The sequence below is a fragment of the Dickeya sp. NCPPB 3274 genome (assembly GCF_000406205.1).
In the GTDB taxonomy this organism is placed as follows: Bacteria; Pseudomonadota; Gammaproteobacteria; order Enterobacterales; family Enterobacteriaceae; genus Dickeya; species Dickeya fangzhongdai.
Window position 1 is genome coordinate 3,228,161 of record NZ_CM001979.1, and the last position, 22,609, is coordinate 3,250,769.

A 22,609-nucleotide genomic window follows, 5' to 3' on the forward strand; every position below is an offset into this window, starting at 1 on the left:
CGGCGATCCTCAACCGGTCAATTCCCCCGCGATTATTCAGGAGCTGACAACACATGTCTGAAACAGAAAACCTCATTGCGTCATCCCGCACCTTTGAAGCGGTTCTGCTGGAAAAGGATGCGCGGGAAAAAAAGCGCGCGTGGCGAATGGCGGCAACCGGGTTTGCGCTGGCGGCGCTGACGATAACCGCGCTGATTATTCTGCTGCCGCTGAAAACCACCGACATCGAATTATGGTCGGTGGATAAACAGACCGGGCGCTATGAATACATGACCCGTCTCAAGGAGAAGGATATCGCGACTGAAGCAGCGCTGGCTCATGCGCTATCCGCCCAGTATGTCCGGCTGCGCGAAGGCTATAACTATTTTGCGCTTCAGCGCGATTATGACGACGTGCAGCTCTTCAACAGCGACAGCGTGAACCGGGATTACCTTGACGAGTTTAACGGCAATCAGGCCCCTGACGTCATTTTCAATAAAGCGGAATACGTCGTGTCTGTCGAGATTATTTCCAACATTCACGCCCCCGCCACCGCCCCTGACCATCTGGCAACCTTGCGAGTTAAACGCATAATCCGTCGCATTGCGGATAACACGGTCAAAACGGATATCTGGAACATCCGCCTGACCTATCGCTACCTCCCCCGCAAGCAATTGACGGACAGCCAGCGAGAAGTGAACCCGCTGGGGTTCATCGTCACCAGCTACCAGCGCGATAAAGAACTGAGGGGGGAGTGATGCTGAAGAACACCGTATTGATAGGGCTTATGCTGGCGTCGTGCGCCGTCTGGGGGGCCGCGATACCACGCGGCAGCGCGTATGACAGCCGCATCCAGCATGTCACCTATGACAGCCAGAATGCCACCGTCGTCAACACCCGCCCCGGCTACCTCACCACGCTCCTGTTTGATGACGATGAAGCGGTGCTCGACGCCCAGACCGGTTTTCCCAAAGGCTGGCGAGTGACCAAAAGCGATAACCGGGTGGACGTCAGCCCCAACCCTGTCATCCAGCCGGTAACGGAGGACAACGGCAATAACGTCAACAAGGTGTTTCTGCCGACCGCCAAAGAGTGGAAAACCAACCTGTTGGTGGTGACATCCAAACGCGAGTACAGCCTGGAGCTTAACGTGCTGGATAACGACTCGCCCTCGCAGGCCTTCATTATCCGTTTTCACTATCCCGATGAGGCACGCAGGCAATCAGCGGCCGCCGATGCCGCCCACCTGCAACGCCTGCGTGAGGCACAGGAAAAGCAACAGATTGCGGCCGCTTTCGAGCAGGCCACCACACCGCGAAACTGGCGCTATACCAAGCGGGTCGCGGCGGGCTCGGCGGCGATTGCACCGGATTTTGCCTACGATGATGGCCGCTTTATCACCCTCGGCTTTTCAGCCACCAAAATCCTGCCGTCACTGTTTCGGGTCGTTAACCGGCAGGAGCAAACCGTCACGCCTCTAATCACCACACACGGTAACTACACCGTGATGGTCGTGCGGGCCATGTCGCCGTATCTGGTGTTGCGTTATGGACGCGCCGTGGTCGGCATTGAGAATACCGCATTCGGCAACGTCGCCGTCAGCGCTGGTGACACCGTTTCGCCCGCCGTCACGCTGGAGGCCAAATGACAGACCATCCCATCCCGGATACAGCGGAAAAAACCGTGGCTGAACGGGAAGCCGAAGCCCGTGAACGCGCCAGAGCCGCGAGGGACAGCCAGACACCGGCGCACAACTCACCGCCCGGTCAGCCGGACGTTACCCGCTTTAAAAAACCCGCCAGTCGCCGAACGCTGCTGGTCAGCCTGCTCAGTCTGGGGGTGCTGATGCTGCTGGCATGGAGTGGGGATCGCTTTTTTGGCGCAGTCAAACACAGCGATGACAAGGCGGCGGAGACCCAGCCGCTACCGCCGACCGGTGTAATACCGCCTGCGCGTAAAAACCTCGGTATGGACCGTCATCCGTTCGGTCTGTTCGAGCAGAGCAGACCGGAAACCACAACGGATCATCGCCAGACGCAGGCTGCTCCGCCACCGCCAGCACCGCCCGCGTTAAACAAGGCCGCCGCCCTGGCCGACGGGTTAAGTCAGGCGTCAGATACCGCATCGGCTTCCCACGTCACCGCCTCCGGTACTGACAAGCAAAAGCCCACTACCGCGCCTGACCCGGAGATAAAAGACACCGCTCCCGGCGTGGTAACAGTCACCCACGTCCGGCGGCTCGGTCTCGATCCCGATCTCTACCTGCCGGTTGATAGCTACATTCCCTGCTCGATGATGCAGCGCTTTGTTTCCGATGTCGGCGGGCGGATTTCCTGCCTCATCAGCGAGGATGTCTACAGCGCCAGTCATCATGTGAAGCTGCTCCCGGCAGGCACGGTCGCCCGTGGCGTCTATCGCACCGGCACACTGCAACAGGGCCGGAGCCGGATGTTTGTCATCTGGACGGCGTTACGCACACCAGAGCCCGGTAGCCTGCACATTCCGCTGACCGATACCGAGGCCACCGGCCCGTTGGGAGAAGCCGGGATTAGCGGCAGGATCGATACCCATTTCTGGGAGCGGTTCGGCAACGCGTTAATGCTGAGTACGGTACAGGACGTCGCCGCTGCGGCGGCGAATACAGCACCGGGGAAAGACCGTAATACCGATTACACCGAGAATACGCGTGCTGCCGCCTCGGAGATGGCAAAAACGGCGTTAGAAAACAGTATCAATATCCCGCCCACGATGTATCTGAATCAGGGCGATGTGATCGGCATCATGACCGGCACGGATATCGATTTCTCTTCCGTTTATCAACTGCGTCTGAAAACGAGGTGGTATGAACGCTGAAAACCTGTCGCTGGATTTCATGAAACATCAGCTCTTCGGGCATTATCTCCGGCTGGATGGCCTGACCGAGGTGGCAATTAACCGCCCCGGACGAGATCCACACCAAAATAAACGGTCGATGGCAGAGGCATGAATCGCCGGTCACCTTGCGCCAGTGCCATGCCTTTGCCAACGCGCTGGCCTCATGGCATGACGATAATATTGATGACACGTCGCCGATTCTGTCCGCCACGCTGGAGTCCGGCGAACGTATTCAGGCCATTATTCCCCCTGCCTGCGAGCGGAATACCGTATCCATTACGCTGCGCAAGCCGTCATATGCGCAGAAAACGCATCAGTCGTGGATTGAGGCGGGCTTTTATCACCGCGTAACCGGTCAGGAGCAGGCTGAAAGCAAGGACGAGGAGCTGACCCGCTATTACAACAACGGGGACATCCCCCGCTTTATTGAAAAAGCTGTCGAGTACGGCAAAACGCTCTTTATTGTGGGGGAAACCGGCTCGGGTAAAACCACCTATATGAAGACGTTGCTGCACTATATTCCGTCGCATCTCAGGCTGACGACGATTGAAGACAACCCTGAAATCCGGTTTTACCACCACACCAATTATGTGCATCTGTTTTACCCGGCGGAGGCCACCGACGAGGCGATTGTCACCCCCGGCAGGCTGATACGGGCGAATTATCGAATGAACCCGGACAGAATTCTGCTGGCGGAAATTCGCGGGCGGGAAGCCTGGGATGCACTGAAAATTATCGGCTCGGGTCATGAAGGGCTTATTACCTCCCTGCACGCGGGCAGCCCGGAAGAGTGTATTGAGGGACTCATCGACCGCTGCTATGAAAACCCGGACTGCAACAATATCCCGTTCGATGTGCTGTTACGCAAGGTGCTAAAAAGCATTGATGTGATCGTCAGTATTGATATCCATGGCGACGTTCGCCGGATGAGCGATATTTATTTTAAACCGGTACACCTTCATCACATGAAGGAAATATTCAGATAGACGAACCATTTCCCCCTGCCACCCAGTAAAGGTATTCGATATGAAAACCGTCATACTCACCGCCTTTCTTCTCGGCATGAATGTATTATTTCCGGCCTCCGTGATGGCCGCTGATGCCTGTGAAGCTGTTTTATGTCTGTACGGTAAAACCACCGGAAACAGCGGTGGAAATCCCTGTCAGTCGGCTGAACGCGCCTTCTTTTCTATTGTGAAAAAGAACCGGCACGGTTTTCTCCCCGGCCAGACTGCCGATGCCAGGCAATCCTTTTTAAACGAATGTGATTCGGCTGACCCGGCCGCTATTAGCCAGATTATCGGTCAATATGGCCGCGTTCGTGGCTAATACTGACGAACCGGGCGCAAAGGCGTGACGGTTTTCAGGTTTTTACGGCCCGCCCATTTTTCGCGGGTTAAAGCGCGAAGAAATACCGGGCCGTAAAAATGAGGCAGCGGACAGAAATATTTTCGCGGATTCCGGCGCGAAAATATTTCAGGCACCGCGCCTCACCGGCAAACAGCCGCGCCCACGCGGCTTTTGCCGGCCGGGGGGAGCCGCAAAAAATTTGCCGCCCCAGCGAGCAAATAGGCGCGCCCACGCGCCGGTTTTTTGTGGGGGGCGTGCCCCGCACACCGTCGCGGCTAAGTCTCCGGCCCAAAGCCGGTAGCGTGGCGCGACCACCCACTTTGAAGGCGTTTTCCCATTTTTTTCGCTGGCCGGAACGGACAACAGAAAAAATAGGCGAAAAACGGCGTCTCAAAGGGGGTGGTCGCGCGTAGCGGGCGACGGTGTGCCGCCTTTGACCCTGGGGGTTTTGGTGTGGCGTCCAGCCACGACATTACCCCCATGAGCCAGGCAATAAGGGCGTCCAGCCCGCATGACCTGGCGCACGCCGTTCCGTGCCGGGAAGTGAACTTTCCGGCGCATGGCTGCGAAGAAGCCACCGCATTCGCCTCACCCGATCGCCTCATGACATCGACTCATACGCTGAGGCGAAAGGATGAGGCAATCTCATGAGGCGAGAGCCGACACCGGAGGCACTATGCTGTTAAATAAGCTTGCCGTTTCACTGTCGCCGATAGTGAACGGGATGCTGGCACTGCTTGTTTTTACGCAACAGCATCAACTGATGCTGGCGTTATTATCGGGGCTGACGTTACCGTTTTTCGCATCAATGAAAAGCGGTGAACGACAATCAGCCCCGTTCTGGAAAAAGGGAATTATCGCTTTTTCCCTGCTGTGTTTTCTGTTTGGCACCATGGCTCCGGTGATCATCAGGTTCTTTCAGTGGGTCTATCAGACCAGAATAGCCACCCGGTATTCGCTGGCAACCTGGCCGATACTGATTATCCTCACGGCAACAGGGATTATCTTCCATATTATGCTGCGTCGGGCATTAAATCCTGAACTGGATAAAATAAAGAAACGCCTGGTTAAAAAAACCACCCTTGAGCGGGAATTACGCACCGATGTGCGCACCGTGAGATCATTGCTGCCGGAAACGCTGCATTATGATCCGCTGGATTATATTGATTTGAATAACGGTATTTTTCTCGGCATGGACCGGGATAAGCAACCGATGTATCTCCCGTTAAACGACTGGCAAAAACAGCACGCGGATATTATCGGCACCACCGGGGCTGGAAAAGGGGTGGCTGCCGGGATGTTGCTTTATCAAAGCATCCTGGCGGGTGAAGGGGTATTTATTATGGACCCGAAAGACGATGAATGGGCCCCACACCTTTACCGCAAAGCCTGTGAGGATGCAGGCAAACCGTTTGCCTTAATTGACTTGCGAAAACCGCATTACCAGCTAAACCTGATTGAAGCGATTACCGCCGATGAACTGGAAGCGCTTTTTGTCGCCGGGTTCAGTCTGGCAGAGAAAGGCCAGGAATCTGACTTTTACCGTATCGGCGACAGAAAAGCGGCACGTATAGCGGCGCAATTTGTCAGCAACCGCCCTTCTTCGACTCTCCGTGATATTTATAACAGCGAGTATGTTCAGAGTATTGCTGAGAAGATCAACGCGTTTTTCGGCAAGCTTGAAGAGCTGGCGTTTCTCAATGCCATCAACGCGCCGACAGGGTTTTCACTCCAATCGGTTTTTGATGAAGGTGGCTGCTGTTATGTCATCGGCTCAATGCGTAACAGCAAGATAATTACCGCACAACGCATGTTGCTGGTTCGCCTTTATCAGTTAGCGGAGCGGCGCGACCGGGTACACGTCGCGCCTCGCCCTGTGGCTATTTTTCTTGATGAGCTGAAATACCATTTATCCAAACCTGCGTTGGAAGGCTTGGGCGCTGCACGGGATAAAGGCGTGCATATTATTATGGCCCACCAGTCCGTGGCCGATTTAAAAGACTGCCCGGCGGATTTAAACGGCGACGCCGTTGTCGGGGCTATCGTTGAAAATGCTAAATTCAAGTTGGTTTACCGCGTTATGGACCCGGATACGGCGGAATGGGTGGCAAGAATGTCCGGCACCATCTTAGTGGATGATGAAATCCGCAAGGCGAAAACCGATGCTGTTCTGACGGAAACTATCGACAACGAGCGAACGATCAGGCAGGCCGAGCGTTTCTTTATTGACGGCAATATGATCCTCAACCTGCCTGATTTCGTCAGTTTTATCTTCACCACGAAAACACTTCCCTCCGCCTCGTTGATCTCCCCCATCAAAGTGCAAAAACGCGAACTGGAAACGTTCACCGTTTCGCCTGATATCGCTGCATCAGCGGCACCGGTAAAACGAGTGCTGGATTTCAGCGAAGAAGACAACGTGCCTCAGATCGATTTTTAGGAGACGCCATGTTGATATCAACGTATCGTGAGCGCCACAAACGTAATAACGAGAAAATAAAGATACTGCTGAATTTCCTGAAAGAAGAAACCTACAGTGACTTTAAAACACTGATGCTGCTTTTTGATTTTAAAAATCACAAACCACTTTATCTGTTGCTTGCCAAAGTCATCAAAATGGGATGGGTACAAAAACATGAATTTGATACCCGCACGGGGAAAATTTCTTTGTGGGGGATCACCAGTGACGGGTTAGCTGTGGTAGTAAAACCCAATGACGATATTTTCCCGGCACGGTTTGAACCTTCCAGACTCACCGGCTGGACGTTGGAGCATCATCTGGATAATCAGGCAGCCCTGCTTATTCTGGAGAAAAAAGGCGCTACCGGCTGGATAAATGGTGATCGTTCAACCTTCCTCAGTCAATATCAGGTCAAACACCGCCCTGATGGACTCATCACCCTGCCTGATGGACAGGTCATTGCGGTAGAAACCGAGCGCCGCCTGAAAACCAAAGCCCGCTACCAGTCGATTATCGCCAGCCACTTACTGGCCCGTACCCACAAGCACTGGATGTACGTTTTCTATATCGTGCCGGACCCGCAGAAAAAACGGGCTCTTGAACTGCTGTTCGCCAGCATCAAACATGTCATCGTTAACCATCAACCCATCCCGCTGGAAGTGCGACATCAGAATGTTTTTCGTATTTATACTCTTGCCGAGCTGCGACAACTTGAGCCTAGGCAATAATTCCTACGCTGGATCTGGCGTTGCTAAATCTCATGGTCTGCTAAGTGCGAGGTTTTGTTGTGTTCATAGCTGTGGGAGCTACTGGGTCACAGAGGTCAAAGCTAAATAGTTATTTAGCTCTCTGGTGTTCAGCGATTCTCAGTTCTTGTTCAATAAAACCCTTCAGTTTTTTGTTGCAGATCGTAGACTATTTTATTTCTTAATGCTAGGCATAAAAAACCGCTGATTAAAGCGAGGGTAAATATCATTGAGTAATTAAGTACGGAAGTTAAAAAGTTAATTCTCATTTAAACTTTAAAAATCACTCCTCACTATTGTAATGCTTGAAATAATCTTTTTCTTTTTTACTAAAATCATCATCTACCTTAAGTAGGTTAAGCATAGCCTCCTTTTCTGCATTTTTCTTCCGTCTAACTATGATAGCTGCTTTTAACTCTGATAGCGAGACATCAAAATCACGAAGAGAAATAGATGATAAAAGAGCAACAAATAAAAATGAAACAGACAAAGCCCCCAAATAACGTGAGTGAACAACATCATCCTTGATTACATTGAATAAAAATATAACAGCGCCACTGAGTATGTAAAAAATCATCCATAACCATATCTTTTTAATAAATGAAGATATATTTCCACTTAACCTATCAGTCTCAACAGAGTTCAATCCATCACTATCAATTAATTTTTCGAACCGACTTTTCAAACTCCATGCATAGGTAATTAGAGGAGTTAAAACCCCTCCACTAACGAGCAATTGTAACCAGCCATTCAGATTCTCTATTCTTTCCGGCTCTGAGAAATAAAAAAATGAGCAAAAAAAGATAAAGAGAAAAAGAATAGCCCTAAAAATATTACTCAGCTTCAGCATCTAATTCGCCCAACTGGATCTGTTCAATCAACCACTCGCGAATTTTTATATATAACTCCTCAGGATCGGCTATGCCGTTAATAAACTTCAATTTTATTTTTCTGCTAATAATTAAGTTATCGCCTTTTATCTTTCCAACTTTATCGAGTGTTAACTCAACATCCTCTGGATGGCTATGTCTAAGTGCCTGGCTGATATTGTTAATTATTACCTGAGATGTTTTTTTTGCTTTGTAATTATAGCTAATCTCCACAGAAACATTAATATTACCTTTATCTATTGCATCTCCAGAAAATATTTCATCTGTGAGTCCATAATTTTCACGCTCCCTATCTGTAAATAGCACTTTAATAATATCAAGCCCCATTCCCTTTGGTGTTACTTTGACATGATTAGCTTTAATCGTTTCAGACGTTACTAAGGCTCTTGCACTTTCAATAGGGGTATTCCCTAAAGTATCAACTAACGGAGTACCAATCCTGACCTTCTTTATATTATTATTCATTATTTTTTCTCTTTGCTGTTTAGGTAATTCAGCATTGAGCATTACAGAACCTTTGTTAATTACGCCAGCTGCCTTTAATAACCATGTGATATATTTTTCAAGCTCTCTTGTTCTAAGTATAGGGGATTGAATCAAAACAACATGGTTTTTTAAAAATGCCATATGCATTATGGAATCTAAAAACTCACGTCTTTTACCATCATCTGATGCCGGCGGAGCTATTTGATCGATCGATAAAAATGAAGCATTCTCATCAATTGTTATAATGCTCTTATTGGTGCCATCGCTATAGCGAACTAACTCGTTGAAAAGTATATTCCATCTTTCAATTTTATTGTTCATGAATTGGCGTGCCTGTTGGACATCGCCATCTTCACCGTCATGACTATCTACGCTTACAGTTTGATAGCGATCCTTAACAGCCGATAAGCGGCTTAGGGCTGTAGCCACCATCTCTTGCAGCGTCTGATCGACGTTTTCGCCAACCACTTTCCCGATACGATAATGAAGAGTCTTGTCTTTGTATTCAATGACGGGTTCTTTAATTGCTGTGATTTTTTGAGACATGAATAAAATCCTTGTTTTTTTTAAACAAGTTACTACATATGGAGAAAATCACAACTAAACCCACACCATTAATACCCACAACCAACGTTTATCTCACTTATTACCATCTCGTTTTTGCACATATTGCTCATATTTATCAACAATCCTCCCCACACAGCGCTATCTTCTGAGAGGTCTCGAGTTTCGGACCTCACCTAATGCCATAGTGTCGTCCCTCCAGTTTTTAGCACCTTCGCAATAACTTTTCCATGTATATACATACAGTATTTTTGTTGGGTATATTTGTCAACTCTTTTCATTCTGCGCCTACGAGGAGTTACTGGTAACCTGCCCCACGATTTAGATATAACCACCAGTTAGTAACGTCGGTTTGTTGACCCTGACCCAAAACCGCTCTCATCAGGCTGTTTGACAGTATCAGAACGGTGGCAAGGAACGGTATTCCGGTTCCGTTTGACGCCAAAAACCGGGAGATGTTTCTGTTCCACACGATAGACGAACTGGAACAGGCTCCCGACAGCCTCGATTAAATGCCGTCAATGAGGAAATCTATTGCGGTTTTTACCTGATTACGGTACTGCGACGCATCACAGAACACCGCACCCAACGCCTGCACAGGGATACTTGCCAGCTCGTGCGTCATTACGGCGTATTCTTTGCCGTCCGTCAGCCTGACGACGGGGACAAGGCGATCCGGTCGGCGGCCTGCCGGGTACTTTTCAACCGGGAGCAATGGGATCACTATCCGACGATTCAACTGCCCAATAATATCGCTCGTGACATCGAGCAACAGCGGGTAAATGGTGCTTTTCCCGGTATTACCGTATACGGTGAATTGCATGGTTAAAACGTCCTGTATTCGTCACTGAAACAGCCGTTTTCATCATGAAAGCGATTTAATGCGTCGATGGCTTCCCTGTTCTCTTCCTGCCATTTTTTCGCTTCATAACGGCGAAGCTCTGCATCCAGTGCGGTTGACAGCGTGGCACTCAGGTTAATGCCCGCTTCACGCGCCCGGACCAGTAAGGCACGCTCTACCGTCATGGTCACGCTCTGCGTGTTGCGTTGTTTCGCAGTCATGATTTCCTTCCTATATGAGATACGTGTGCATTACACGGCACAATACACTTATCATAACACCAAAAACAGGCTCGGCTACCGTTGCCGTCCTGCAAACGTCATCGTCAGCCGTCATACCTGAGCCATCGTTTACAGCAATCACCGGTGTAAAAATGCCGTTTGCGGGATGCGCGGGCTCTTTGCCGCCCGCACCCGCAGCCTGAGAATTTTACGGACATTCAATGCCCAGGAACATTCTCAGGGAAATTGAAACATCCGTCACGCTGGCTGCCCCGATATCAGGTTAACGCCGCCTTCCTTTGCGGCGTCTTGTCATTCAACTCAAACCTTATCCATCAGATAACGATGCGCTTTCGATGCTGCACTAGTCGCTTTGAAAATATAGCGCTTGTCGTTCTTCAACGCTTTCAGCCAGGAAGCGATATAGCTTTCATGCTGAACCTCTCCGACAATCCCCAGATCCGCCATCAGGAACTGCGCTTCCCAGCTCGGCGATCAACTCTTCAAAGGCGTAACCTTCACTGCCAAACTTCCCTTTCATTTCACGGTTAAGACGTGCTCTTGCTCCGCTCCAGTGAACCAGCTCATGCAGGCCGGTGGCGTAGAAATTAGCGGCATCGGAAAAAAGATGGCGTTCCGGTAGCCAGATTTCATCCGTTGACGGTTTGAAGAAGGCATTTTGACCTTTCTCTACGATGCGGGCACCACTGCGGCGCAGCAGGTTTTCAGCCTGTGGTAACGGCTCGAACGTCTCAGCGGGGCTAACCGCCTCAGTTGTCAGCGGAAGGCCGTCGATTTGTTCAACGTTAAACACGTTGAAGGTTTTCAGCATCGGGATCTGGTCGATTTCTCCGTCTTCGTTTTCCTTTTCTCTAGGGTTGTATAGAAAATGGCTGTCGTGCCGTGCTCGCCTTTGCGAACCTGCCCGCCTACTGCCTGTGCTTGTTTGTAGGTCATCCAGCGTGAATCACCGAAGCTCTGTTCTGACGCACTGCCCCACAACAACATGATATTCATTCCGCTATACGCGATACCGGTTGCGAAGTTGGAAGGTAAACCGGACATGCCCGGCACTCGCTGCCATGGGCACGTCCAGGGTTTCACACCAGCCTCCAGCGCAGTGATGATGCTGTCGGTGACAGTCTGATAAATATCGGTTTTGGTTTTGGTTTTGGTTTTGGTTTTGGTTTTGGAAAATTTCGTTTTTGAGGAGCCTGACTGCTCCAGCGGGGATACGCTGGTCGCCGCTGCGGTGTTAGGGGCGCTAGTCTGGGTATGCAGGGAAATGGTCATGGTTTTTTCTCCGTCAGTGGTGTGATTTTCGTCTTCGTATCGCCTGACGGTTCGCTTTCCCGGCATCGTTCCGGCACGCAAGGGCGCAGAATGCGTGCCATTTACCCTTGCGGGACGGGTTGTGTTGGGAAACGATTAACCGGAAGCTGATACGGGAACGGAAATCACGCGGGAGAAAAAACTGCCCCTGCATAGCCGGGCGTAGCGCCCCTTAGGCCGCAGTGGTGAAATGGGTTTGGGGATGTGAGTTGGATTAGATATTGATAACAATACCTCTGAACAGGATAATCGGATGTAATAATCAAAGATCACATCTCAAACACATAGATAGGTGATGTTACACTTCATATTAGGATATTGCGTCGCGGTCTGCCCCCTTGGCAATAGAATCGAAACCACTCACCAGTGAGGACAAGACGGAATGCATCAACAATTAGACATAGCAGACAGCGTTCGCCGTGAGATCTCTTCACGAACTTCTGCAAAGCACAAAGCTGACTTCGGTCAATTTATGACCCCCTCAACTGTGGCGACATTTATGGCCGGGATGTTTCCCAACAGAAACCTACCTACTTGTCGTTTGCTAGATGCCGGAGCCGGTGTGGGGGCACTCTCCTGCGCGTTTTTGGATCGATGGATTGCGGGTGGCTTCGAATTCAACACCGTAGAAGCCACAGCCTACGAAATTGACAATGACCTTTGCAGTCGTCTCAAACAACATATTGAGAGCTATAGTCAGGTTAAAGCTAACGTCATTACAGGAGATTACATCGAGTTAACAGCCAAAAATTATGGGCAGCCTAAAGATTACACACATGTAATTCTTAATCCTCCCTACAAAAAGATAAACAGTAACTCCCCCCATAGGCTGGCCTTACGTTCTGTCGGTATTGAAACCGTAAATCTCTATTCTGCCTTTGTAGCATTAGCTGTATTACAGGCCGCGAATGAGGGACAGATTGTGGCTATTATTCCGCGTAGCTTCTGTAATGGACCATATTACCGCCCATTCCGTGACTTTATCATTAAACATACGGCTATTCGCCACATACACCTTTTTGCTTCTCGTAAGAAAGCTTTCAAGGATGACGATGTCCTACAAGAAAACGTAATCATTCGGCTTGAGAGAGGTGGTAAACAAGGGCATGTAACGATTACCACATCAACTGATGATAGCTTTTCAGACCTTGTCACTCATGAATATCCATTTGATCAGATCATAAACCTTGATAATCCAGAGAGATTCATCCACATACCCACATCTCCGGAGAAAAGCATCATTGAGTTATCTTCTTCTGTTCGCTATACGCTCAGTGACCTAGGTATTAAGGTTTCAACAGGGCCAGTGGTAGATTTCCGTTTGAAAGAACACCTCCGACACATGCCTGAAGAGAACACTGTTCCATTAATTTATCCAGGGCATTTGAGTATCAACGGAGCCGTGTGGCCAATAGGCGACCAGAAGAAGCCAAACGCCATTTTACGTAACGAAGCGACCGAGAAATGGCTATATCCAAATGGCTTCTATTGCGTAGTGCGTCGCTTTTCATCAAAAGAGGAAAAACGACGTATATCAGCCAGCGTTGTTGAACCTACAGCTTTTGGGGAACATTCCGTATTGGGTTTTGAAAATCATCTCAATTTATTTCACGATAATAAAAATGGCTTACCCGAATTGTTAGCAAGGGGCTTAGCCGTATTCCTCAATTCAACAGCAGTGGATGAAAGCTTTCGTCGTTTCAATGGCCATACACAAGTGAATGCTACCGACCTTAAAACAATGAAATACCCAAGTCATGAAACATTGGTTGAACTAGGAAAGTGGGCCCAGAAACAGCGTAACCTCACTCAAGAGACTATCGATACACAATTTGGAAAACTGATTTCATGACCGACGAACAGAAAGAATATATTGAAGCGGCACTACAGATTATAGCCTCTCTCGGTTTGCCAAAAACTCAGCAAAACGATCGTTCTGCACTTTCCTTACTCGCCCTATTAAATCTTACACCGGGTAAAGCATGGTCTAAAGCAGAGAACCCACTCATGGGCATCACTCCGATCATGGAGTGGGTTAGAAAGAATTATGATAAAGAATATGCCCCGAATACACGTGAAACATTTCGTCGCCAAACGATGCATCAGTTCTGCGATGCTGGCATATCTCTCTACAATCCAGACAAACCTAACCGTCCAGTAAATAGCCCAAAAGCAGTTTACCAAATTGCACCAGAAGCACTGTCACTACTGCATACTTTTGGTACGCCACAGTGGTCTGACCATCTCGCAGTCTACTTAGCGGGAAGAGAAACGTTAGTTGCTAAATATGCAAAAGCACGTCAGCAAAACCAAATACCGGTGGAAATTGCACCGGGTAAGGAAATCATTCTCAGCCCAGGAGCTCATAGCGAGCTAATTAAAGCCATCATAGAAAACTTTGCACCTCGCTTTGCACCAGGCAGCATACTCATCTATGCTGGTGACACAGGTGAAAAATGGGGATATTTCGATTCCGGTATGCTAGGAAAATTAGGTGTAAATATAGATTCACATGGCAAAATGCCAGATGTCGTTATTTATTTTACCGAAAAAAACTGGTTGCTACTGGTTGAATCTGTGACCAGCCATGGCCCTGTCGATGGTAAACGCTATACTGAGCTCACTAATTTATTTTCCAATTCAAAGGCTGGTTTGGTATATGTGACAGCCTTCCCGAATCGCTCCATCATGAGTCGTTACGTTGGAGAAATTGCTTGGGAGACAGAGGTGTGGGTAGCTGATGCACCTTCACATTTAATTCATTTTAATGGTATTCGTTTTTTAGGTCCTTACCCGAGCGAGGTTGAATGATATGGCAAACAGTTATATACACCCGCAAGGGTGGATTTCTGTTTCGGTGCCAGAAAGACATGAAAAGCGTGCTCAACAGATACGCGCCGAGCGAGATCAACAATACGGTAATATCTACTCTGAGACTGAAACTGATGAACGCTGGGTCGGTGACTTGGGTGAAATGGTTTTCAATTCTTGGTTAAAACATGAGGGAATTAAGAATTTCGAATGGATTCTGGACAACACGGCAGGCCAACCAGATTTCGTCACTGAATTAAACACCCGTATAGGTGTTAAAACCGTTAAACGCAAAGTTCCTCCCCTTGAAAACTATACAGCCCAAATAACTGCTCGCCACGCTAACGAGCCTATCGATCAGTTTTTTTTCATGACCTATGAGCTTCCTAAACGCCGTATGTGGCTATTGGGTGGGATCGAACGTACTAGTTTTTTACAAGAGGCACGTTACTACAATGCTGGTGAATGGGTACACGAACACTACCAAATCCGAAAAGGTCACGAAATTTATAATATCGGGCTTGAAAAACTAGTTCCGCCTAAAAACTGGCTTGAATGTGTAGCAAGAGAAGAATATAAAACTCAAGCGAGCTAAAAATTATGAGTTATTTACCTCTGTACTATATTAGTATAAGAACCTCACTTTAGCTTAATGGATTCAAAGGCGCGATAATCCTTTTTTTGGTGAATCAAGTATCCATATATAGATCTACTCTGGTTGGCATATTCAATGTGTTGGAAGATCTCTAAAAGTGAATAGTGTGGTTTACTGGGATACTTACACTATGATCGGCATCGCTCAGTCCGGTTGGTGATTTTGGTTGGTTTGGCGATTGATCAGATCGCACAATCCGGGCTGAGTTCCCTAAAGTGATCTACTATTCCGCACAGCTATTTAGGCAGGTCAGCACGGCATTGTTTTTGTCCAAGGTCACATAAATTGAACTTTTTAAATGTGAAATAGCATGGTGATGGTATAGAAAATAGCCATCATCATACATGCTCCCCATATTGATGCTTTGTTAATGTACAATCGAGGTTATTATGAGCAAACGTTTTCTAGGGAAACTCTTTGGTGTTTCCTTTTACAGCCCTATTAAATTGGATAGTATTATTCAGTTAGTCGGGATTTTTCCAGAGTTGATCTTGAAGCAAACTGAAAAAGGTGAAAAAACGATAAAAGAAGCTACCGACGATATTATCGTGAAAGTTTTTAGTTTCTCTGAAGAACTCCAAGAGCCTGACTCATCCACGTTTATTGAACTATTTGAAAGCGAATTACTGAAGAAAGAAGAAGAATCATCTAAGGGATATATTCCGGATCCAAGTGAAATAATGTGGAATTTTTATATCCGATTCAAAACATCAGAACCCTTAGGCTCAGATCAAAACACTCTGCATTTTTTAGATAAATACACCATTGAAGCCGATGCAAATCAGACCTTAAAAGATGCTAAAACTTTAGTTTTAAAAAACTCAGAATTTCAAAGTTACAGAGAAACTTTTATTGCGTCAAAAAAAGTTGAGCAATCCTTGATATTGGCTTTTTCAGAATTAGGAATTGGAATAACCTACCCTAAGAATTTAGCTTCAGAAGCCATATTTGAAAAAATAAGAACGATAATTGAAGATGATTTTTTTACCAAGCATACAACTACATACGACACTTATTATGAAAGGCCGCTAATTCACTTTAGTGACAAATTCGGTATTGTGATGTTTCAAGAGGGGTCAATTCCCTTTGATAGTAAGGTTTCAGAGGAAAAAGAACCTGCGGACACAAATAAACTTCATTCTTTTTTTAATGATAATTACAAACAGCTTAATAAATTATATATTAGCGACTATAATTTCAAAAAATTTGAAGTGGCCACATCGATATTTACAACATCAATTTTCGAGGACTCACTAATTAATAAGATAATACTTTCAATGACAGTCATAGAAGTCTTATCAAATAAAGTCAGAAAATCCGATGAAGAGCAAAAAGGCATAGATTATTTAGTGAATATTGTTGATGGAAATAATGACATTGATGAAAACACCAAGAAAAAACTCATACAATCATTAGAATCAGCCAGAAATGAATCCATAGGAAAAAGCTGCAAGACATTGGTAAAAAATTTACTAGGAGGGAAGGATGCGAAGTTATTCTATAATCTTTATGAGTATAGATCTCAATTAGTTCATGCCGGTGTTTTAAAAGACGATAAAGAGGAAATGTACAAAATATATTATGACGCCTATAGCTTATCTAAAAGGCTGCTAGCTGCATATCTAAAGCAACTAAATAGCTCGACTTAGTGAAACGATCTATTTATTAATCTTGAGAGTTAGGGATTCTTTTTAGCATGTATCCGTATCTGGAGAGATAACATCGCAGCCTAGTCACTAAAGGGTAATCTAAGCAGCTAACTGGTTACGTAACTGGGGCATGGTGAGCCCCTTGCTCAAAAAAAGTGCTATACAATGTTGATAGAGCGAAGTGATAGTGAACAACTGCCCCATCATGTTAACAAAACAGGTATGGCGGTTAGCCTACTAGCAGGATAACCGCCTTTGTTTTCAATTTCAGCGAGCCTTTTTCTATATGTCCCTTCCGCAAGACACCAGTAATACACCAGACATTTCAGATACTCTTAAAGGTCAAAATGCCGCCCGGCTTATCATTGATAATGATCCCGCAGCAGTTCATATCCATGATCCCAGAACCATCGAGTTTGCAGATGCCATGATCGACACTGCTGCAGGCGAACTTAAAAACGCCGCCGGTATACTCAAAAAAATGGTTAAGGGTGCGGCTGCAAGCGCAGAAGATCTAGCAGTGGCAACCTTCCAAGGTATCATCGAAATTATTCAGAACGCAGATGATGTAAGGGCGACTAAGGTATGGTTTGGACTAAGATCAACTGAAGCAGGTAAACAGCTACTGCTTGTCCACAATGGCACTCCAGTAACCTGCCTCAACGTTCTTGGGATGGTTCTTCCTTACCAAACTTCCAAGACCAATAGAATAGACCAACGTGGCCGATTTGGGATCGGGATGAAAACTCTTTTGCGCATTGCCGACTCAATTTCCGTACACTCTGCGCCTTACCATTTTTCATGTAATCAACTAGATTTTAACCGCTTGCCACCTGAACCAGCTCTTCCTGGTTTTTATGACCCGGGACACCATACGCTGATTGTCGCAGATCTTAATTCAGCCTTTGATGATGCTGAGCTCATTGAATGGTTTGATTCATGGCGCCATGAAGGATTACTGTTTCTAAGTTCGGTAAGCCAATTAAAATGGTGTGAACTAGATGGCAGTATAAAAAGCGAACGCTCGCTGGATTTTTCAAGCTGGAAGGATACTGGTTATGAGCTGCAACACCCGGGAATCAGAAAGCTGCAATATCGATACGCTAAAAGTAAAGAGGATGACTGGACTGTCTGGCGAGCATCGGTAGCCGTTCCTGAACATTTACACCCAGCTCATAAAACACGTAGCGAAGAAACAGATATTTCAATCGCCATTTCGTCACAGCCGGTTAACTCAGGAATCTTCATTGGCTTTCGTACCGATATTCCCTCAACGCTCCCTTTTTCATTAGATGCACAATTCGATCCTAGTACGTCACGTGAGTCCATTATAGAAAATGACTGGAATCGATGGTTAATAGATCGAACTGCAGAAGTCGTTGGAAATATAGCCGCTGGGATGCTAATTACCAGCCCCAAAACGGCATGGAATCTCATTCCACTCTCTATTGAGGGCGTAGATCCAGGCCGTAGCTCAATTCTTAACAAGCGTTTTTTAGCCGCGCTAAAAACAACCAGAACATGGTTATCTCAGCATGCCCTGATACAACTACCTTTAGGTAATTATCCTTTTTCTGATCTCAGTTACGAAGAAGACATACTAACTGGTTTTCTGACCGAAGAGGATGTCGAACTCATTCATAAAGGTTTGCATGCTTTACATAGAAGTACCCGGGATAGCCAGGATCGCTGGCGTAGTGTTATGAATGAACTCAATGTGTCAAGACTTGTCGATACAGGTGAATTACTTGATGCCATGGAAAACCGGATATTCAATTTTAAACCTGCGGCATGGTGGGTCAATGCAGGGGCATGCCTTGTTGAGAATCATGAAAATACCGAATTATTTGAACGTCCCTTCCTGCTTTCTCATCTTAATGAACCAGTTTCCTGCAAACCGAAAGCGCAAACTTCAATCCCTCTGGTTTTGAACAGCCCTTCTGATTTTTCTTTACACTGGGGGCTGATGGAACGACTGCATTCAGATTATGCTGATAAGAGTACTGGCGAACCAGTCATTGCATGGCTGGATAACCACGCCGCTTTTGTCAGCCAAACCGACACAGCTATCGAACTGAATGCCTTTGCAGAGAAATTCGAAAAAAGCAGCATTGAAATATCTGAAGATGAGCTCCGCTTACTTCGGGACAAATTTGATTATCTACGGGACACCGAAGCAAAGGTTATAGGGACTAAAATTGGCACTATTCTCAAACTGGATGGATATGTCTATGATGGTGTTCGGATGCTCCGACAAAAAGTGCGCCTCTCAGAAAGCTATCTGTGTAAAACCCTAGATGGTGAAAACTCAACGTGGCCTGATGCCGCCGGGAAAACAAATGGTATTCAATGGGTTGGAGCCAAATATGAAACCATTTTGAAAACCAACATCACCAAAGGAGCAAAACGGAAACGCGAGGATGGAACACAATCTCGGGGACCCAGAAAGTTTCTATTCCTGCTTGGGGTTGAATCATCACCTCGTATAGAGAAAGTGAATGAAAACCTCTATTGGGGAACAGAGCTCCGTAAAAAAGAACTCAGGGAACATGGAGCTGAGCTGGTTGATTACGACTATGAATCACCAGATCTTGAGCATGTCATTCAAAATATCAAGGAAGCCACTAAGCAGAACGCGAAACAGCGAAGTCCTGCGCTGGTCCATACCCTTTCCAAAAACTGGCATCGCCTGTATGCCCATGTCTCAATGGTCCCCTCCCTTCACAAAGCGATTAAGTACTTTTATAAAAAGGGAAATGTCACAGCTGCGTGGCTGAATACACTAAGAAGTGTCGATTGGGTTGCCGTCGGTAAAGGAGAAACTGTTTTTTCTAATATTGCTGTGTTGAAGACCCCAGAGACTCAAACGCTTTACCAGACCTTCATCTGCGGGGTAAATGCCAAGGATATTGATCTCGATTTTTTAACCGCATTAGGCATCATTACTGATGTCAGAATCAGTGACCTACTAACTCAACTTAAGGCCTTACGTGACAGCCCGAGAATGGTAGATCAGACTCAAACACAGTCGATTTACCGTGCAATTGCAAAACGCTGTCCTTCTTCCGAGTCATATTTTTCATCGAAAGTGGGCGAACTCACTATCCAGGAGCTCAGGAGCCGCTTTCTAGAGGGAAAAGGACTCGTTTATGTTCCCTCAAAAGGATGGGCTAAACCAAACGAATTACTTAGAGGGCTAGATATTTTCCATGGCCAGCGACTTTTTGTGCCTGGAGGCTCGTCGTCCAATTGCCAAAACCTTTGGCGTACACTGAATATCCCCGAACCAGGCATTGATGACTGTATCCAATGCTGTCGGGAACTGACTCGTGAACAGTATGATTCAAGAATAGAATCTCAGCTTATGGATGTTTATCGTTACATGGAGAAATTGCTGGAGCATGTAGAGCGCTACCATAAAGATAAGTTACGGGTACTACCACTGTTCTGCTCGACTGGCTGGGTAACTCAACGCCCAATTCACTACGTGGACAATCCAGAGCTTCGACAGCAATTAAGTAAGAGGCTTCCTACCCTTCATTGCTGGATACCGCCTTGTGATATACAGGATTTCCCTAGACTGGTTAAAGCACTTAGAGTAAAAGAACTGAATCCTGAACTTCAGATTCTCGGTAATAATCCCTACGCTAAAGAGCGTGGTGACCAGGAAAGATTACGTTTTGGGCATGCTGTTGAACACCTGTCAAATGAGCTTGCCAGAAGTACCCCTGAATTACGTGAAAAACTCGTTATAAGCTGGGATACGCTTAGGAATACTCAGCTCTATGTTTACGAGCACCCCATCGCAATCCGTGCATTGTCTTCAGAGTTCCCTGCTGGATTTATTGAAGTTGCTCTTAATGCCGTGAGTTTGAACCAATCCGAAGTCTTCCATTTTTATAATGACGCAATCGGCAATCGTGATTCTGGAGGATGGCTTATTGCTTCTCTGTTTCCTGCAAAAGAACGTCGGCGAATTGATGGCGAATGGGTTCTTGCTTGGCAAAAAAGCTGTCACTCAGCGGCAGAAGCAATCCGCCTGGCGAGTGACGAGGCTCGTACTGAAGCCATGGAAGATATAATCACCAATATTAACGGTTCGGTAAAACACAAAATTAACGTTACTCCACCGAAGAGCCGATCAGTTGGAGCGAAGCCAAGAACACTGAAGCCATCGGTAGGTGCTATGGTCGGAGCTTCGCTGCAGACCAAGGCTGCACCCTCAAAATCTACAGCCACCCGTGGAGGATCCCGAGGACTGAAAAATACCCCACCAGTGCCCCAACGAGGTCCAAGTTCATCAGTTCCCGCACCGGTTGCCTATACCAACGCAGATCTTGAGCAGAGAGCCTGGGAGCTACTTTCCCAAGCACTGGACACAACCGACGATCAGAGGATTATTGATTTCAGACGCAACCATGGCGTGGGCGCCGATGCCGTCATTGACTGGAAACAGTTTATCGAAATGAAAGCCACTGGCCGTGGTCCCCAGAACCAGATAGAGATGTCTAACAATGAGTACTTACGAGCTAAGGAACGTGGAAGCAACTTTATTCTGGCTCTCGTGTCAGGACTTGAAACAGGTCAGTCGGATGAAATCAGGCTCATAATTGATCCTGTTAATTGTGCCAATGTCATCCCTACTAATGGGGTCAGATTAGGTGGGTTACTTGATGCCCCCTCCATTGTTATTGAGTTTGAGAGCAGTAATGATGAATAGATAATCCGTGGCGATTCACCACATTCAGAGCGGGGAACTCAAACTAGTTTATGTTACCTGTGTCATCGGTGGTCATTCTGGTGGTCTTGACAGAGAAGGAATTCAGGTTTAGCTTGCTTATTAGCCAGTTACTGGCAAAGGCGATCCCAGTCAGAGGAGCCAAATTTATCAAGGGGTTGCGTATGCAGCCCTTTGCATTTCAGAATACTTTCAGAAAACCATTTCAGAATATCCCTTCGTCATACTGCATAAAAATCAGACTTAACTCTCTCACAGAAAAGCATCACTCCGGCTGTAAGCACACCCGTTTTAGTTCCACACACTTTTTGAGGTTTCCGGGAGAAGGTCAATACGCCGTTGATTGACCCGAAGCCGTATCGGTTTGCTCGTTTCTGACAGCGTGCGCGATTTATCGCGTACTACCAGTTAAACGAAAAGGCTCAGGAGTGTAATGGCAAAACGTAGTTTTTCTGTGAAGTAACAAGGGCAACTCAAATCTTATACAAAAACAGTGACCTGCCCCACAATTTAGATATAACCACCAGTTAGTAATGTCGGTTTGTTGACTCTGACCCAAAACCACTCTCATTAGGCTGTTTGACTGTATCAGGACGGTGGCAAGGAACGGTACTCCGGTTCCGTTTGACGCCAAAAACCGGGAGATGTTTCTGTTTCGCACGATAGACGAACTGGAACAGGCTCCCGACAGCCACGACTAAATGCCGTCAATGAGGAAATCGATTGCAGCCTTCACCTGAATACGGTACTGCGACGCATCACAAAACACCGCCCCCAAGGCCTGCACAGGAATACTTGCCAGCTCGTGCGTCATTACGGCGTATTCTTTGCCGTCCGTCAGCCTGACGACGGGGACAAGGCGATCCGGTCGGCGGCCTGCCGGGTACTTTTCAATAGGCAGCAATGGGATCACTATCCGACGATTCAATTGCCCAATAATATCGCTCGTGACATCGAGCAACAGTGGATAAACGGCGCTTTTCCCGGTATTACCGTATACGGTGAATTGCAT

Annotated in this window: 19 protein-coding genes and 3 pseudogenes; 14 read left to right on the forward strand and 8 right to left on the reverse strand. The window is 47.1% G+C overall.

Translation table 11 applies throughout. The features are described 5' to 3' along the window. Positions 1-53: 53 nt before the first annotated feature. The 7 genes and pseudogenes from DXX3274_RS14520 (at position 54) to mobC (ending at position 7,392) form a co-directional block, all read left to right on the forward strand. Positions 54-737, forward strand: a complete 684-nt coding sequence (locus tag DXX3274_RS14520) for a virB8 family protein (RefSeq protein WP_042860390.1) — start codon at positions 54-56, stop codon at positions 735-737. Continuing rightward, positions 737-1,627 (forward strand): P-type conjugative transfer protein VirB9, encoded by an 891-nt coding sequence (gene virB9, locus DXX3274_RS14525; RefSeq protein ID WP_042860391.1) that lies wholly within the window; start codon positions 737-739, stop codon positions 1,625-1,627. Before DXX3274_RS14520 ends, virB9 begins: the two co-directional genes overlap by 1 nt. Beyond that, a complete protein-coding gene (gene virB10, locus DXX3274_RS14530) occupies positions 1,624-2,832 on the forward strand; it encodes a VirB10/TraB/TrbI family type IV secretion system protein (protein WP_042860392.1) in 1,209 nt (402 codons plus the stop codon). Before virB9 ends, virB10 begins: the two co-directional genes overlap by 4 nt. Next, positions 2,822-3,839 (forward strand): annotated as a pseudogene (virB11, locus tag DXX3274_RS14535) (P-type DNA transfer ATPase VirB11). Before virB10 ends, virB11 begins: the two are co-directional and overlap by 11 nt. A gap of 40 nt (positions 3,840-3,879) precedes the next feature. Continuing rightward, a complete protein-coding gene (locus DXX3274_RS14540; RefSeq protein ID WP_042860393.1) occupies positions 3,880-4,182 on the forward strand; it encodes a TrbM/KikA/MpfK family conjugal transfer protein in 303 nt (100 codons plus the stop codon). 697 nt (positions 4,183-4,879) lie between these two features. Further along, on the forward strand, positions 4,880-6,643 hold the full coding sequence (locus tag DXX3274_RS14545; protein ID WP_084478792.1) for a type IV secretory system conjugative DNA transfer family protein: 1,764 nt from the start codon (positions 4,880-4,882) through the stop codon (positions 6,641-6,643). Positions 6,644-6,651: 8 nt separating this feature from the next. Beyond that, on the forward strand, positions 6,652-7,392 hold the full coding sequence (gene mobC / locus DXX3274_RS14550) for a MobC family replication-relaxation protein (RefSeq protein WP_042860394.1): 741 nt from the start codon (positions 6,652-6,654) through the stop codon (positions 7,390-7,392). Positions 7,393-7,693: 301 nt separating this feature from the next. Here the strand turns inward: mobC and DXX3274_RS14555 are convergent, their stop codons facing one another. After that, the gene (locus tag DXX3274_RS14555; protein ID WP_042860395.1) at positions 7,694-8,260 is read right to left on the reverse strand and encodes a hypothetical protein; all 567 of its coding nucleotides are present in this window, start codon (positions 8,258-8,260) and stop codon (positions 7,694-7,696) included. Further along, on the reverse strand, positions 8,244-9,332 hold the full coding sequence (locus tag DXX3274_RS14560; protein ID WP_042860397.1) for a hypothetical protein: 1,089 nt from the start codon (positions 9,330-9,332) through the stop codon (positions 8,244-8,246). Before DXX3274_RS14560 ends, DXX3274_RS14555 begins: the two co-directional genes overlap by 17 nt. A gap of 386 nt (positions 9,333-9,718) precedes the next feature. On the opposite strand from DXX3274_RS14560, the pseudogene DXX3274_RS24280 reads away from it, so the two are divergent. Beyond that, positions 9,719-9,862, forward strand: a pseudogene (locus DXX3274_RS24280) (molybdopterin-guanine dinucleotide biosynthesis protein MobC); the annotation flags it as partial. Here DXX3274_RS24280 and DXX3274_RS14565 read toward each other — a convergent pair. The 5 genes from DXX3274_RS14565 to DXX3274_RS24415 all read right to left on the reverse strand — a co-directional run bounded on the left by DXX3274_RS14565 (position 9,859) and on the right by DXX3274_RS24415 (position 11,705). After that, a complete protein-coding gene (locus DXX3274_RS14565) occupies positions 9,859-10,173 on the reverse strand; it encodes a CcdB family protein (RefSeq protein WP_042860398.1) in 315 nt (104 codons plus the stop codon). The pseudogene DXX3274_RS24280 and the gene DXX3274_RS14565 overlap by 4 nt on opposite strands. A 2-nt stretch (positions 10,174-10,175) precedes the next feature. Beyond that, complete coding sequence (locus DXX3274_RS14570; RefSeq protein WP_016941021.1) at positions 10,176-10,412, reverse strand: type II toxin-antitoxin system CcdA family antitoxin; 237 nt, start codon at positions 10,410-10,412, stop codon at positions 10,176-10,178. Positions 10,413-10,733: 321 nt separating this feature from the next. After that, positions 10,734-10,880 (reverse strand): zincin-like metallopeptidase domain-containing protein, encoded by a 147-nt coding sequence (locus DXX3274_RS24405; RefSeq protein ID WP_256379561.1) that lies wholly within the window; start codon positions 10,878-10,880, stop codon positions 10,734-10,736. Further along, a complete protein-coding gene (locus tag DXX3274_RS24410) occupies positions 10,843-11,244 on the reverse strand; it encodes a zincin-like metallopeptidase domain-containing protein (protein ID WP_256379562.1) in 402 nt (133 codons plus the stop codon). Before DXX3274_RS24410 ends, DXX3274_RS24405 begins: the two co-directional genes overlap by 38 nt. Then, entirely contained in the window at positions 11,238-11,705 is a 468-nt protein-coding gene (locus DXX3274_RS24415) for an ArdC-like ssDNA-binding domain-containing protein (protein WP_256379563.1), read from the reverse strand. Before DXX3274_RS24415 ends, DXX3274_RS24410 begins: the two co-directional genes overlap by 7 nt. A gap of 421 nt (positions 11,706-12,126) precedes the next feature. Between DXX3274_RS24415 and DXX3274_RS14580 the strand changes: the two genes are divergently transcribed. The 6 genes and pseudogenes from DXX3274_RS14580 to DXX3274_RS24285 form a co-directional block, all read left to right on the forward strand. After that, the gene (locus DXX3274_RS14580) at positions 12,127-13,596 is read left to right on the forward strand and encodes an Eco57I restriction-modification methylase domain-containing protein (RefSeq protein ID WP_042860399.1); all 1,470 of its coding nucleotides are present in this window, start codon (positions 12,127-12,129) and stop codon (positions 13,594-13,596) included. After that, positions 13,593-14,555 (forward strand): BsuBI/PstI family type II restriction endonuclease, encoded by a 963-nt coding sequence (locus DXX3274_RS14585; protein WP_042860401.1) that lies wholly within the window; start codon positions 13,593-13,595, stop codon positions 14,553-14,555. The genes DXX3274_RS14580 and DXX3274_RS14585 overlap by 4 nt, the downstream gene beginning before the upstream one ends. Before the next feature lies 1 nt (position 14,556). After that, the gene (locus DXX3274_RS14590; RefSeq protein ID WP_042860403.1) at positions 14,557-15,150 is read left to right on the forward strand and encodes a hypothetical protein; all 594 of its coding nucleotides are present in this window, start codon (positions 14,557-14,559) and stop codon (positions 15,148-15,150) included. 449 nt (positions 15,151-15,599) lie between these two features. Further along, the gene (locus tag DXX3274_RS14595) at positions 15,600-16,859 is read left to right on the forward strand and encodes a HEPN domain-containing protein (protein ID WP_042860404.1); all 1,260 of its coding nucleotides are present in this window, start codon (positions 15,600-15,602) and stop codon (positions 16,857-16,859) included. Positions 16,860-17,145: 286 nt separating this feature from the next. Further along, positions 17,146-21,579 carry a sacsin N-terminal ATP-binding-like domain-containing protein gene (locus tag DXX3274_RS14600; protein WP_042860405.1) on the forward strand — a complete coding sequence of 1,478 codons (4,434 nt, stop codon included), beginning with the start codon at positions 17,146-17,148 and terminating at the stop codon, positions 21,577-21,579. Positions 21,580-22,154: 575 nt separating this feature from the next. After that, positions 22,155-22,298 (forward strand): annotated as a pseudogene (locus tag DXX3274_RS24285) (molybdopterin-guanine dinucleotide biosynthesis protein MobC); the annotation flags it as partial. On the opposite strand, the gene DXX3274_RS14605 reads toward DXX3274_RS24285, so the two are convergent. Continuing rightward, complete coding sequence (locus DXX3274_RS14605; RefSeq protein ID WP_042860407.1) at positions 22,295-22,609, reverse strand: CcdB family protein; 315 nt, start codon at positions 22,607-22,609, stop codon at positions 22,295-22,297. The pseudogene DXX3274_RS24285 and the gene DXX3274_RS14605 sit on opposite strands and share 4 nt — an antisense overlap.

Excerpts from the sequence above, each read along its gene's own strand:
- DXX3274_RS14570 (WP_016941021.1), bottom strand. The coding sequence starts at position 10,412 with ATGACTGCGAAACAACGCAACACGCAGAGCGTGACCATGACGGTAGAG.
- DXX3274_RS24410 (WP_256379562.1), bottom strand. The coding sequence starts at position 11,244 with ATGCTGAAAACCTTCAACGTGTTTAACGTTGAACAAATCGACGGCCTT.
- DXX3274_RS14565 (WP_042860398.1), bottom strand. The coding sequence starts at position 10,173 with ATGCAATTCACCGTATACGGTAATACCGGGAAAAGCACCATTTACCCG.
- DXX3274_RS14555 (WP_042860395.1), bottom strand. The coding sequence starts at position 8,260 with ATGCTGAAGCTGAGTAATATTTTTAGGGCTATTCTTTTTCTCTTTATC.
- DXX3274_RS14585 (WP_042860401.1), top strand. The coding sequence starts at position 13,593 with ATGACCGACGAACAGAAAGAATATATTGAAGCGGCACTACAGATTATA.
- DXX3274_RS14520 (WP_042860390.1), top strand. The coding sequence starts at position 54 with ATGTCTGAAACAGAAAACCTCATTGCGTCATCCCGCACCTTTGAAGCG.
- virB9 (WP_042860391.1), top strand. The coding sequence starts at position 737 with ATGCTGAAGAACACCGTATTGATAGGGCTTATGCTGGCGTCGTGCGCC.
- virB10 (WP_042860392.1), top strand. The coding sequence starts at position 1,624 with ATGACAGACCATCCCATCCCGGATACAGCGGAAAAAACCGTGGCTGAA.
- DXX3274_RS14590 (WP_042860403.1), top strand. The coding sequence starts at position 14,557 with ATGGCAAACAGTTATATACACCCGCAAGGGTGGATTTCTGTTTCGGTG.
- DXX3274_RS14600 (WP_042860405.1), top strand. The coding sequence starts at position 17,146 with ATGTCCCTTCCGCAAGACACCAGTAATACACCAGACATTTCAGATACT.
- DXX3274_RS24415 (WP_256379563.1), bottom strand. The coding sequence starts at position 11,705 with ATGACCATTTCCCTGCATACCCAGACTAGCGCCCCTAACACCGCAGCG.
- DXX3274_RS14560 (WP_042860397.1), bottom strand. The coding sequence starts at position 9,332 with ATGTCTCAAAAAATCACAGCAATTAAAGAACCCGTCATTGAATACAAA.
- mobC (WP_042860394.1), top strand. The coding sequence starts at position 6,652 with ATGTTGATATCAACGTATCGTGAGCGCCACAAACGTAATAACGAGAAA.
- DXX3274_RS14545 (WP_084478792.1), top strand. The coding sequence starts at position 4,880 with ATGCTGTTAAATAAGCTTGCCGTTTCACTGTCGCCGATAGTGAACGGG.
- DXX3274_RS14605 (WP_042860407.1), bottom strand. The coding sequence starts at position 22,609 with ATGCAATTCACCGTATACGGTAATACCGGGAAAAGCGCCGTTTATCCA.
- DXX3274_RS14580 (WP_042860399.1), top strand. The coding sequence starts at position 12,127 with ATGCATCAACAATTAGACATAGCAGACAGCGTTCGCCGTGAGATCTCT.
- DXX3274_RS24405 (WP_256379561.1), bottom strand. The coding sequence starts at position 10,880 with ATGGCGGATCTGGGGATTGTCGGAGAGGTTCAGCATGAAAGCTATATC.
- DXX3274_RS14540 (WP_042860393.1), top strand. The coding sequence starts at position 3,880 with ATGAAAACCGTCATACTCACCGCCTTTCTTCTCGGCATGAATGTATTA.
- DXX3274_RS14595 (WP_042860404.1), top strand. The coding sequence starts at position 15,600 with ATGAGCAAACGTTTTCTAGGGAAACTCTTTGGTGTTTCCTTTTACAGC.